Here is a 12478-nt window from a genome sequence, read left to right as displayed (position 1 = left end):
TTAACCCTTGGTATATAAGGGTTTTGGATGATTAATATCATTTATGCTCATGGTTTTGCTCATGTTTTAAAGGGAGTGAAAACTAATTGGAGTTATCCCTATTAAGTTTTAGAACTTTGTGGGGGACTCTTCTTTTTAATATAATTATGATCGAATGTTTGCATATTGACAAAGATTTGAGCATAAGATATAATGATCTTAACAGATCAGGCCCATGTTCCTTACGAGGACTGGGCTATTTTTTATGGGGTGTTTTATTTGAAAAGTCAGTTTATGAAACCATTTAGTACTCATCGTCAACAATTAAAAATTTTACGTGATAGAGGACTAAACACTGGTAATGGTTCTAAATCAATGAGGATTCTTGAAAGAGAAAATTATTATAATCTTATAAATGGTTATAAAGATCTTTTCTTAAAAACTGAAAGTAATGGTAATAATATTGTGCCAGAAGAGTAAGATGGTGCTACATTTGAAGAGATTTATAATCTTTATTGTTTTGACCGAGAATTAAGAAATACACTAATGAGCTTTCTTTTAATCTTTGAAAGTAGTATGAAGTCTAGCATTTCTTACCGATTTTCCCAAAAGTATAGAGAACCTCATGCATATTTAATAATAAAAAACTATACAAGAGACCCACATAAGCTGAAAGATGTTTTGGGTGTTATATCTAAAATATCATATACTATCTCAGATAAAGGTAAAAAAAATACTCCTGTACGGCACTATATTGATAAACACGAAGGCGTTCCTCTTTGGGTATTAGTAAATTATTTAACTTTGGGAAATGTAAATTTTTTCTATAAATGTTTAAGAGATACGCTTAAAAATATTATAGCCAAAGATTTTGCTGATAATTATAAAAGAGATTATAGTCAAAGAATACATTTAACATCTGATATGATGGAGAGTATCTTAAAAACCACAAATTACTATAGAAATGTATGCGCTCACGAAGAACGGCTATATAGTTATAGAATATATAAACCATCACCAAGTTCTGATATATCTACAGCGTTGAATATACCAAATAATAAGTTGAATAAAGGGAATGTTTTTACATTAGTTTCTTTTCTAAAGCTAGTTATTCCTAAAAAAGAGCATAAAGCATTGATTATTCAAATAAATAGACATTTTAATAAGTATGAAAGTAAATTTAATTCTGTAAAATTCACCGAAATTTTAAAGGTGATGGGATTCCCTCGAAATTGGGAGAATTACTTATAATTTGAATGAATTTGTTTTGAGAGGTCTTTCATTAAGTTGCTAAACTTATTGGAGGCCTCTTTTTTAATGTTCTTTGTCATATGGGCATATATGTCCATAGTTGTACTTATATCGCTGTGTCCTAGGCGTTCTTGGATCTCTTTGATGTGAACATTAGCTTCGATCAATAATGATGTGTGCGTGTGTCTAAACGAGTGTGGTGTAACATGTTTTTGAATGTTTGTTTTCTTCAACAATCTATTCATTCTAATAGCTACGTGTTTAATCGTTTTAGGATATCCTTCATTATTAGCAAAAATGAATCGACTGTCTTTGTAAAATGGATTGTTCTCATTCTTCAGTAGGTTTTGTTCACTGTTATGTAAAAGTAATAGTTGAATTAATATAGGATCTATAGATATCGTGCGTATAGATCCTTCTGTCTTTGGTGTTAGTAACTGATACTTAAGCTTGTTGTTGGTTGGGTTATAGTAAGTTTTATATACTCTTAATGTTTGGTTTTCAAAATCGATGTCAGCCCACTTTAAAGCTATCATTTCCCCAATACGTAAACCAGTGTAAGCTAACATTGTAAAAGCCAATAAATCAGATTCAAGCCCTTCTTCCCTAGCAGTAATAAGGAACTCTTCTAATTCCTCTTTTTCAAGAAATTTATTATTAATTACATCACCTTTTTCAAGGTCAGAAACCGTTGTTTTTTTCTTAGGTAACTTTATATTTTCTGTTGGAAGATCTTTGATTAGTTTAAGTGAATAAGCCTACTATCAAATTCTCAAATACCTATCGCGTATAGCATAATCCACTTGTTGAGATTTATGGATTTCCTTCTTCAACCAACCTGCCCATTAGTACAAGAAGCGACTGTTCTTATTGAACAATCGCACCCGATATTATGAAAGAATTTATTTATTATTTTCTAACCCTTTAACTTTAATGGAATTCCCCGGTTTCTAAGTCCATTAAATCTTTCAAGGAAATAGATGCTTTAAATTGATCACCTTATTCGCCACGGTTGGTTTGGCTATCATATTTGAATGAAATATTATGATACTTGCCACGCACAGTTTGCTTTACTAAACCGTGGTCAACTAAAAATGCGGCTAAACGCTTCAAGTCCTCTTCTTTGTCCGTAGAATACCATACGGTTACCCAGGAATAATCTTTGGGATTTGGTTTTCTATTATGTTTTACTAACGGGGTAACCCCTTGTTCGATTGCTTTTAGAATTAATTCTTGCATTTCATCCGGGATTTCCCCTTCTCCAAACGTCATAAATTTCCCTACATTATCCGTTTTTTTAAATGGGGATGGAGGAATATTTACACCATAGAAACACCATGCAACATTCATAAAACTTACTAATTCTTCTTTCATTTTTTATTTCAAGCCCTTCCGCTAATGATATGGCTAAGCTGTGGACAGCACTTATGAATTATAAACTATTAAATGAAACGTACACAAATAAGCTTTTATCCACTCATACACAAGTCAATGAGAGTGGCTATTATGGTTATGGTATTTGGATTAAGAAAACCACAGAAAACAATATTCTTAAATACCATATAATGGGTTATGATCCAGGGGTTAGCTTTCATTCTGCTCATTATCCTGACTTATCCATTAATGTAGTTGTTTGTTCTAATAAGTCGGATGGGGCGTTTGATATAATGAGTGGAATAGAAGAAGAATTGGTAAAAATAAAAGACTTAAAATAGAGATGTATTAGAAGAACCCTACTTTCTGGGTTCTTCTTTTTAAATACCTAAAAGATTGTGAAAAGATGTACTTAAAGTAACGGGTGCTTTACTTCAATAAGGAGTAAGGCTTTTCTTGTTCCACTAACATAAGCAGTTTAGTTAAATAAACTTTCATGCACATTCAACATAAAAAACCATCCTCTAAAATATTAAAAGTGATGGTTTTTAAGAATTTAAGATTTTTCCAACAATAAATCCGAATATTAATCCAGGAAAAACAAACAACATTGAGAGCCATACAGGACCCAATAACACTCCAAATATCGTTAAGTCTGAGGAGAAAATTAATCCAACAGTTACAAAAAACGCAGTGAACACATACGAAAGGAAAGAATAAGGGGCTTTGTCTCCTCCTGCGTCTTTAACTGCATCCCACATAGAAAAAAAGTACAAACAAGGATAAAACATAAACCACTGATAGTTCGCATATTTTATTGCATTGGCAATTTCTCCGTGAAAACTCATAAGTATAATCTGATTGAAATTGGATTGTATATTAATCAGAAATTCAAGTATTAATAAAACTGTGCCTTTAAAATACTTTCCGTTTAAATACTGTCCAAATCCAGGAAGTGCAATGCTCCATATTAATTTTTCAAATATGCTCTTATTCACTCAATAACCCCCAGCAATTGTGCTTACTAGACTTCATTTGCAATTTCTTTTCTGTTAGGAGCAAGTGGGGGTTGTTCTAACCATTTATTTTGTGCCATAATATTAAACCATTTCTTTGTTACCATAAGATTTTTGAGAATAGTACCCTCATAAGCGGTAACAAGGTCTGTACGCATGGCTGATGCTAGTCCTGCCCCATGATAGTTTTGTGCAGCTTGAAACAAAAAACCGATATGATACATCATTAACTTATCGGAAAAAGGAGAGTCCGTTCAAGTTGTAACTTCTGTTTCCCAAGATTTCGGAACTGGTAAGTTATCTGTTTGCATTATTTTTGAAAAAATTTTTATTTGACCATCAGTCGAGTTCTGGGAATCAGTTAAGAACTTTCTTTCTTCTTTTATTTGAGCGACTTGACTGAATGCGATAGAAAGGGTTTTAGCCATAATGCTTTTTTTAAGGTTGAAAGAAATACAAATGATATCTGTCGCTGATAATTTTCTACTTTTTCCGAAAAATCCATCTGTGAAATCTTGGCTGGACGTCTGCTCACTTGGGGAGCATGACGCGGTGGGTGTCGCTTATGGAATTCGTGTAACTGGCCGGATGGAAAGTGTATTAAAAAAGATTATTGATAACAAATCCCTGTATAGAATAGGCGGAATGCCTCTGGTGTAGAAAAGGTAAATTTAATCTCTTTTGTTTTTTTGCTATGGTAAATTTCTTACGATCATCATACTAAAGTAAGGAATTAAGCATAAAAAATTATGTTCAAGAAAAACAATCTCAAACTCAGTACTCTGTTCATATCTTATTGAAAATCCACAGTAAAGAGAATTTCTGTTTAGGCCGCAGAAAAGAAGTTTTAACAAGTAATATCCTTTCGCGGAAAAAATAATTTTTTTCTGAGATATCAAGATGTTTCTTACCATCTTAGAATTCTCTTGTTCACTAAAAGTAGCTGCCTTTAATCATTTGTTGTATTTCTTATACATATATTTAATACCATTTTTCTGATTGTTACCATCCCTAAAGTATGTGCCGAAAAGTTACCATTTCTTGATTAGCACCTGCCACCGTTTCTATTTATGTGACCAATTAGACACAGGTGGTTCATTAAACCAATTTTTCCTTATTAATAACTTCAGCCCTTTCTCTGAGTAGTCTTCAACCATTTTGATTAATTCCTTTAAAGAATCTATATGATCCTTTTTATAACTGGATACCACTGCATTTTGTAGATTGCTTATACTTACTGGAATTAGGAACATTATTAAGTTTGCCATTAATTTATCTGAAAAAGGTGATTCCTTTACTTTATTAACGTGAGCCTCTAGTCCAGTAGTAGTTGGAATTCCATTTTCTCTATAGATATCGGATAAAGAGGCTGATTGATAAAATGCTAACTTTTTCCCTTCTAGTATAAATTTCTTTGTGTCCATATCCTCTACGACTTCAGAAAAACCGATACAAAGAGCAACTCCAACATTGTTACATTGAAGGGAACTGAACATATTTGCCAATTCTACCGCATTAAGTGGCCGTTGCTGAGTTGATGCAACTTTGAATAGTTTCCCATCCCTTTCATCTGCTTTTTTATAAGAGAAGGAATTATTTTGTAATAAATCTTTATCATTAAGCAATTTTAATAAAGAAAAATCTAATTGAATTACATCATTGAGTAGTTTTTTATAAAAATTTTTTACTTTATAATCTGTTAATTCAACATATTGAACAGCAAGCGCTCGCAATCCATTACTCGTTATATGCTTTAAGATTTCTATAATTAATTGGTCTGAAAATAGCTTTGTTGTTGAACTATATATATCATCTTCCATGAAGAACGGTGTATCTTTATAACCTTCCTCAGACAATAATTGAGTAGCCTCTTGTTCTTGATATGTAGAGTACTCATATATTTCATTTAAAATATTCCTTAAATCAGTATCCTCAGAAGTTTCACTAAGATATTTTAATAATAAATTGATCATGTTTGAACTTGATTGTAAGTACCAAAGGAATCCTAATTCATTTACGTTCATTTTATACCCCCTAAAGACTCAATTTCTTTTTTTAGTATGTCAATAAAATTCTTGATTATTCATGAATCAGTAATTCTTCCTAAACACACATAGAGTTTCCGTGTATAGGATTGAACCTTTCGAAAAGGAACAACATTTTATATATCCGACCAAACTGATGTTGGTAATATAATGATTCAAAAATATTGAAGTGAATATCTAAAACGAACTTCCTTCAAAAAGTCGAAAAGAAATACAATCAATTCAATATAAAGAACTGTCTGAAACAATCAAGATAGATTTTATAATCAAACAAAGAAAACAGCATCCAAAAAGTCTAACAAAATTTATTCGTTTTTTACAATTCGATAATACTTGGAATGGTCTTTATTTTCCATTCGATGAAGCTTACTTAGCAACTAATCTGTTATTCCGTTAAAGGGAGCTTATCTGAAATAAGGAAAGCGTCTTTCTTCATAGAAAGGGCCATTTAATGGAATAAGGGATTGTACAAATTAGTGTAATTTGAAATAATTGGTATTAAGTTAAAGGGCAGTTTTCTGGAGGAAGCGATTTAAAGATTTGTTAAATGATAGGAAAGTGTGAGAGCTGTTTGAAAGTTTCTTTAATGGTAGCAATAGACAAAAATCGAGTAATAGGTAAAGACAATGATATACCCTGGAGGTTGCCGAAAGATTGGGAATATGTAAAGAACACAACTTTGGGACATCCAATTATATTAGGAAGAAGAAACTTCGAATCAATTGGGAAGGCTCTATGTAAAAGAAGAAATATTGTTTTGACAAGAGATAAATACCTTTCATATGAAGGTTGTGAAATGACTAATTCAGTAAAAGAGGTTTTTGAATTATGTAAAGGTGAAGAAGATATTTTTATTTTTGGTGGAGAAGAAATATATAAGTTATTCTTACCTATGGTAGAAAAGATGTATATAACAAAAATCCACTAAGAATTTGAAGGTGATACGTTTTTTCCAGAAGTTAACTTAAGTGAATGGAATGAAGTGTCTGTAAAAAGAGGAATAACAGACGAGAAGAACCCATATAAATATGAATTCTATGTTTATGAGAGGGCAATTTAATTATTCGGCAATCGGGGGCTTCGTATTATAAGGTCAATCAGAAGTTATATCTGGTTGGTCTATTTTTTATAGGTTATATGTTATCTGGAGCCGGGGTAGAACGTACGGGGGCATGGGACATTTGATCCCTTCCGATAAACTGTTCACCCCCTACTTGTTGAAACATGTTTGAGGCTGGTTAGGACACTATTGTGATCTCGAATAACAAGCGAAGATATGAAACTAACCTTAAGTTTGAATTCTACAGAATAGTATTGTTTGGCCATATAAAAAACTCCCCAGGTAAACAGATTTTATATTTGATCTGTCTACCTTTAGGGGAGCATATCACTATCAATGGGTATGCCATTTATTCAATAGCAACAATCTTTTAGAGACAGCTTTTAATATAATATTCATGAAATAGCCAAGTTTGAACCCACTGTACAACCCATAGTTCCGGCAGTGTTCAGTTTTTTTACCAGACAGTCGAAAAGTAAACATAGAAAAAACTTTTGAATTACTTAAACACCAGATTCTTCAAAGTAGCTATTTTCTAGGTTTTCATTGAACTTAATACTCAGAGCTTTTAAATTTGCTTTTACGTAGGGAATAAATGATAAATAAAAGTGGAATGTAGCTATATATAAAATAGAAACCTACCTCTGAGGTGAATTTCCCTAGTGCATCTACTTTCAGACGGTCATCAATAAAGATGCTACAAAGTAATATGAATAGCATAATCGTATATAATGATTTCCTTGGTTTAATTTTCGTTATTTTCTTTAGGATCCTCGTACAACACCAGATAGGAATACAGACGGTTGGAAGTATAACCAAAAGCCAGGTAAAGATAAAAATAAATTCAAACCGCATGATAAAAGGCATTTCAACAATCTTAGTCATTACCAATGTCGGCCATAATGTATGCTTAAGTTGACCTTGGCTAAAATAAACGAATGTTATTAATGTAACTAATAGATATATGAAAGTTGTAAATGCTAATGCTCCATGTGCCCATTTTGCAGATTTAGAAGGGTGCTTAATAAATGGGAAGTAAATCAACAAGGACTCAAACCCAATAAATATAAGGGAAGATGCTTTAGAGGATTGAGCTATTTCCAGAATTGAATGGTTAAAAACCGGCATTAGGTTTCTAAAATTAGCATATTGTAAAGGAAAATATAACGTTAACAGAAGAATAGAAGGTAGAACCACTCCTAGGAAGCTTAATCCCGTCAATGTTCGGAATCCTCCGGTAATGATATAAATGATTAGACATGCTAACCCTAGGCTAAGCTCCCAAGTTTTGATCATTGGGAATACCCATACCTGTATAACTTCTATATAAGTACGAAAAACGGTAAGAGCCAAAAGTAAAAAGTATCCAATTACAATAACCGATAAAAAATTACCGATTTTTTCACCAAACGAAATTTGATGGATTTTTAACAAGTCTTTGGTAGGGTTACTAACCATTTTTAGTATCATCCATAATATAATATGAAGGCTTAGACCAGTGATAATAACTGAGATCCATGAATCATGTCCAGCATTTTCAATAATCGTATTCTGAAAGCTCAGAAGACCAATTCCTGTTTGAGAGGAGTGAATCAAAAAGAAAACAAAAAAAGTAGAAACTAAATAGTTTTCTTTATTATTTTGCTCCACTATCCATTCACTCCCGTCTGGAGAAAGTTTATCTTCGTTTCAATTTCAAATTCTAAATTTGGGTATTGATCATTAAAGCTATCTTGCGTCCAATCCCGTTTTTCACTACTAACTAAATCTCCAAATCCCACAGGATCTACCTGTTCCTCTTTAAACTCTTCCAATAATTTTTCAATTTTTGTGCTTAATTCTTTTTCGATCTTTTTAGATAATTTATCTACATCTTTCTTTTTAGAAAGATCAAGAGACCTTGGGTAATCTTTAATATGAGCAAACAAATCAAGTTTAATTTTCACCTGTGGCTTTTGATGAGTATTTTTAATGGAGACTTTTCGTTTTCCATACATAATTTTTAGAAAGATTTTCTCTTTCTGTTCGCTGATGAATTCATAAGTACCACTAATATTTTTGTCTTTAATGATCTTAAAGAGGAACGCTTCCCTATCCTGAAGGAGCATCATCAATTTGTCACCCTTAAAAATTCCTAAACCATCAACCATTATCTTCTCAGATTCATAAATGGTTAAGACCGGCAAGTAAACATCTTGCCCAGCACCATAGTATTGATTTAATACTGTATGAATGTTCGTTTGTGGCGTATTCCCGTATGTTATATTTTGTTCAATTACATCAGAGAGATAAAATGGTGGTTTTCTCATAGTAAGATTAAGGACTTCAGCAGCCTCCTGCTTTGATATTACCACTGTTGCATTGTTTCCCATCATTGGGTCTCTGACAAGAGTATCCATTAAATCTTTAATACCTTCTTTTGCATAAGGTTCACCCATTACTATTGTTCTTGTTTTTCCAATTTCAATAGGGTTTGGTACTTGTTGCGTAAACATCGTAAATATTCCATTTGCAGTTTCAGATTCTGCTGTAAGAAGCTTTACTGGTGCCCCTGCTGGTACATCATAATGAACATGGAAAGAGGCGCTCCCTTTTATTTTATCATCTTCAAGATCATAGCCTAATGATTCAATTATTTTTAAATCCTCGACTATTTTATTCCTAGAGCATCCTACTATTAACAACAGGACACATAGGATTTTTAAAAATTTCATCATGGCCCACAACCTCTTGAAAAAGAAATAAGTTATTCGTTATTATAGTCATCCTCGATGTCTTTATGCTTTTTGACATTGTACCTATGCAACTTTAGAGGTCTAAAGAAGGTATACCGTTTATCCTGGACGCTTAAAGAAGACCGAATAAAACTATCGTTTAAATCTCTGTACCTGAATGGGTATAGAGGTGCCAAATAGGGTGTGCCAAGAGATTTTAACCTTATTAGATGGCACAGGATAAAAGTAAGACCCAGGGTTACCCCAAAACCTCCCCAAATTGCAGCTAAGAGAATAAGTGGGAATCTTAATATCCGAATGGTATTAGACATCTTGAAACTAGGAGTAGTAAAAGAAGCAAGTGCTGAAAGAGCTACGATGATTAATAAAATGTTACTTGTAAGTGCAGCTTGAACAGCAGCTTCCCCAATTACAATACCTCCAACAATTCCCAGAGTTTGGCCTACTTTTGTCGGAAGTCTGGCTCCTGCCTCTCTCAAGAATTCTATTGTAATTTCTAAAAATAAAGCTTCCAGTAAAGGAGGAAACGGGACATTTGCCCTTGACATGATTAACGGAGTTAACAGATCTTCCGGAATGATTGCATAATGGTGTGTTAATACTGCGACATAAATTGGTGTTGCCAAAATTGAAAAGAGGATACCTATAAATCGTATTAATCGAAAGAAAGACCCTACTGACCACGGTGAGTAATAATCCTCTGGTGATATAAAAAAGTTAAATATACTAGTAGGTCCTGCGATAACATAAGGTGAACCGTCACTAATAACGATTACTTGTCCAAGTAAAAGCATATAGATTGTACGATCCAAACGTTCTGTAGACATGAATAGCGGAAAAGGTGTATTTGCGTTATCAGAAATAATCTGATCTAGAATTGAACTATCGAATATAACATCCATATCTAAATCCTCAAGACGTTGTTTCATGGTTTGAATGTGCTGTGGATTTGCAATTCCATCAATATATCCAATCATAACCCGAGTGTTTGAAAGAGATCCTTTAGTAATTTCTTTAAAAACAAGATCTTCGGATGTAATTTGCCTTCTCAATAGGCTGAGGTTTGTATCAAGATCTTCGACAAAGCCCACCTTTGGTCCGAGGACACTATATTCATTTTCAGCATCATTAAAAGCTCTATAACCTTTCGTTCCATTCGAAAGATTAACCAAAATACCTTTCTCAGGAGTTTTCGTTAAATGAATGAATATGTAGCCTTTTGTAAGTTTGTTTATGAATACTTTAGCATCGGAAGTGATTTCTCGATCTTCTATAGGTATGGCATTCATTACATCCGTAAGTTCTGTAAATACCTCCTCTGCAGATTGAATATATGGAAGGAGATGATGATGAATTTTTTTTTCATCAATAAGGCTCTTATAATAGGAAAAATATATGGGTGACTCATTGACGCTTTTAGTGGAAAATTGGTAAAAATCATCAGATTTAGAAACATCTTTAAACAAATCATGTATTGAATTGTTTTTTTGTTTTATGAAATTCCGCAAGGAACCATCACCTCCCCATATGAAAACAATCAAGTATTATTCTTGGCTAGTTTAGGCAATTTCTGGTGTTTTCATGTATTTGTGTTCGATGAATACTCATGCTGATTTGGACACAAGAAAAAGGGATTAAAAACAGAGTAAAAAACGTCACATATATTATGTGAATGATGTTGATGAAGTTGAATTAGATAAAAGAGATTACGTAATTATTAGACCTAAATAAATAATTACTTAGTTCGAGAATTGACCATAACTGCGACAGAAAGGAATGTGTAGACATGTTTTCTGTTGTTCCATTTTTTTTGGTTTAATTGTTCAATTAGGGTATACTTTAACTGAACAAAATAGAATGCAGTAGTATCAGGTATTTGAATTGTTCACTTAGGGTTGTTCAATTAATAAACAGAGCTTTGTACAATTTTATTCCATTGGTGCAATTGTAACTATAGAGGAAGATAAAAAATTAAGAACAGCAGCTCTTAAAGATGAAATGCCGAATGATTTTTGGCTAGATAATGAACAAAATCCTTGGTGGAGATACATATTGTAAATATTAATATAAACTCGGATTTGCTATAATTGGGTTAAAGGGGTGAAAGTATTGAATTTATATAATATCTTTTTTGATGATAATGGAAACTTTGTTTGGGCTAGTATCGCTGCATTTGTTGCTTTAATTGCTGCATTAGTAAGTCTATATAATGTTTATAAAACAAATAAATCTAATTTTAAAAGTAATATTGTTTCAAAATCAAGAATTGAATGGATACAAGAAGTAAGGAAACAAAGTGTTGCATTTATTTCCTCTTTTTATAAATTAATAAATTATATTAAAGGGTTTGATTATGATTATTTTAGGGATCCAGACCATAAAATAGAATTGAGAGAATTGAAAAGGACCAGGAGTTATCGAGGCTAATCAGTGAATTGAAAGAAAAGGGTACACTGCTAATCTTATATTTTGGACCTGATAAGAGTGGTAATAATGAGTTTATAGATTATATGGTTAACCATATCTTAGATATAGCAGATGGAATGGGTAAATATAATGACGTGACGATTTACTTGAACAAGAAAAATCTATAATTAGTTTTAAGGATTTTTTGAGAGTTTATTTTAAAGCAGAGTGGAAAAGAGCGAATGGCGAAATTAAGGATTCAAAAGTACAAGCGTATCTTGAAAAGGATAAGTTATATCGAGATATCATGGAAATTTATAGAGATGGGCTTGCTAGTCACAAGGAAAATATTGAAGTTTTTTATAAAAATCTGAGGGATAATTAAAAAGTTTAAGCCTTATTTTGAAAGGCTTTTTTTTATGCAAGAAAGGCGGTGATAATTTGGGAATAAGAGACTGACCTTATAATACTTCCATGAAAGAGCGCGATAAATTTTCATTTGTGGCTAACGGGTGCTTTACTTGAACGCTGCGCAGCATTCCTGTAGTGCGTTAATTTCGACTTTGAAAAAAATAGAGCCCCTCAGTAAGATAAGAGTATAGATACCAAACT

General features: G+C 32.5%; 10 protein-coding genes and 3 pseudogenes. 5 read left to right on the top strand and 8 right to left on the bottom strand.

The window, feature by feature from the left end; translation table 11 throughout:
• Positions 1-192 precede the first annotated feature (192 nt).
• Both CEF18_RS26735 and CEF18_RS25170 read left to right on the top strand, forming a co-directional pair.
• Positions 193-459 carry an Abi family protein gene (locus CEF18_RS26735; RefSeq protein ID WP_220693842.1) on the top strand — a complete coding sequence of 89 codons (267 nt, stop codon included), beginning with the start codon at positions 193-195 and terminating at the stop codon, positions 457-459.
• 15 nt (positions 460-474) lie between these two features.
• Positions 475-1230: pseudogene (locus tag CEF18_RS25170) on the top strand (Abi family protein); the annotation flags it as partial.
• Here CEF18_RS25170 and CEF18_RS25165 read toward each other — a convergent pair.
• Together CEF18_RS25165 and CEF18_RS25160 are read right to left on the bottom strand one after the other, a co-directional pair.
• On the bottom strand, positions 1221-1892 hold the full coding sequence (locus tag CEF18_RS25165) for a site-specific integrase (protein WP_223292484.1): 672 nt from the start codon (positions 1890-1892) through the stop codon (positions 1221-1223). The pseudogene CEF18_RS25170 and the gene CEF18_RS25165 sit on opposite strands and share 10 nt — an antisense overlap.
• A gap of 337 nt (positions 1893-2229) precedes the next feature.
• Positions 2230-2604, bottom strand: coding sequence for a hypothetical protein (locus CEF18_RS25160; protein WP_223292479.1), 375 nt, complete (start codon positions 2602-2604; stop codon positions 2230-2232).
• A 53-nt stretch (positions 2605-2657) separates the two neighbouring features.
• Here CEF18_RS25160 and CEF18_RS25155 point away from each other — a divergent pair, with 53 nt between their 5' ends.
• Positions 2658-2945, top strand: coding sequence for a serine hydrolase domain-containing protein (locus CEF18_RS25155; RefSeq protein WP_110939260.1), 288 nt, complete (start codon positions 2658-2660; stop codon positions 2943-2945).
• Positions 2946-3152: 207 nt separating this feature from the next.
• On the opposite strand, the gene CEF18_RS25150 is transcribed toward CEF18_RS25155, so the two are convergent.
• The 3 genes and pseudogenes from CEF18_RS25150 to CEF18_RS25135 all read right to left on the bottom strand — a co-directional run bounded on the left by CEF18_RS25150 (position 3153) and on the right by CEF18_RS25135 (position 5644).
• On the bottom strand, positions 3153-3602 hold the full coding sequence (locus CEF18_RS25150; RefSeq protein ID WP_110939259.1) for a hypothetical protein: 450 nt from the start codon (positions 3600-3602) through the stop codon (positions 3153-3155).
• 26 nt (positions 3603-3628) lie between these two features.
• Positions 3629-4153, bottom strand: a pseudogene (locus CEF18_RS25145) (DUF3231 family protein); the annotation flags it as partial.
• Between the two features lie 531 nt (positions 4154-4684).
• On the bottom strand, positions 4685-5644 hold the full coding sequence (locus CEF18_RS25135; protein ID WP_110939257.1) for a DUF3231 family protein: 960 nt from the start codon (positions 5642-5644) through the stop codon (positions 4685-4687).
• A gap of 592 nt (positions 5645-6236) precedes the next feature.
• Between CEF18_RS25135 and CEF18_RS25130 the strand changes: the two are divergent.
• Positions 6237-6725: pseudogene (locus tag CEF18_RS25130) on the top strand (dihydrofolate reductase).
• Positions 6726-7277: 552 nt separating this feature from the next.
• Here the strand turns inward: CEF18_RS25130 and CEF18_RS25125 are convergent.
• Genes CEF18_RS25125 through CEF18_RS25115 form a run of 3 tightly spaced genes read right to left on the bottom strand, consistent with a single transcriptional unit; the run spans position 7278 to position 10968 of the window.
• Positions 7278-8375: a GerAB/ArcD/ProY family transporter gene (locus CEF18_RS25125; RefSeq protein ID WP_183041241.1), complete on the bottom strand. Its 1098-nt coding sequence runs from the start codon at positions 8373-8375 to the stop codon at positions 7278-7280.
• Entirely contained in the window at positions 8375-9442 is a 1068-nt protein-coding gene (locus CEF18_RS25120) for a Ger(x)C family spore germination protein (protein ID WP_110939255.1), read from the bottom strand. The genes CEF18_RS25125 and CEF18_RS25120 overlap by 1 nt, the downstream gene beginning before the upstream one ends.
• A 29-nt stretch (positions 9443-9471) precedes the next feature.
• Entirely contained in the window at positions 9472-10968 is a 1497-nt protein-coding gene (locus CEF18_RS25115; protein ID WP_223292478.1) for a spore germination protein, read from the bottom strand.
• A gap of 601 nt (positions 10969-11569) precedes the next feature.
• Here CEF18_RS25115 and CEF18_RS25110 point away from each other — a divergent pair.
• The gene (locus tag CEF18_RS25110) at positions 11570-11887 is read left to right on the top strand and encodes a hypothetical protein (RefSeq protein ID WP_110939254.1); all 318 of its coding nucleotides are present in this window, start codon (positions 11570-11572) and stop codon (positions 11885-11887) included.
• Positions 11888-12478 lie beyond the last annotated feature (591 nt).

This window comes from Salipaludibacillus neizhouensis (genome assembly GCF_002886185.1).
In the GTDB taxonomy this organism is placed as follows: domain Bacteria; phylum Bacillota; class Bacilli; order Bacillales; family Salisediminibacteriaceae; genus Salipaludibacillus; species Salipaludibacillus neizhouensis.
Note: the sequence above shows the minus strand (reverse complement) of the source record. Positions and strands in the feature narration are given on the sequence as shown.

Bases quoted from the DNA above. Each gene is read 5' to 3' on its own strand.
- CEF18_RS25160 (WP_223292479.1), bottom strand. From the start codon at position 2,604: ATGAAAGAAGAATTAGTAAGTTTTATGAATGTTGCATGGTGTTTCTAT.
- CEF18_RS25155 (WP_110939260.1), top strand. From the start codon at position 2,658: ATGAATTATAAACTATTAAATGAAACGTACACAAATAAGCTTTTATCC.
- CEF18_RS25120 (WP_110939255.1), bottom strand. From the start codon at position 9,442: ATGATGAAATTTTTAAAAATCCTATGTGTCCTGTTGTTAATAGTAGGA.
- CEF18_RS25135 (WP_110939257.1), bottom strand. From the start codon at position 5,644: ATGAACGTAAATGAATTAGGATTCCTTTGGTACTTACAATCAAGTTCA.
- CEF18_RS26735 (WP_220693842.1), top strand. From the start codon at position 193: ATGATCTTAACAGATCAGGCCCATGTTCCTTACGAGGACTGGGCTATT.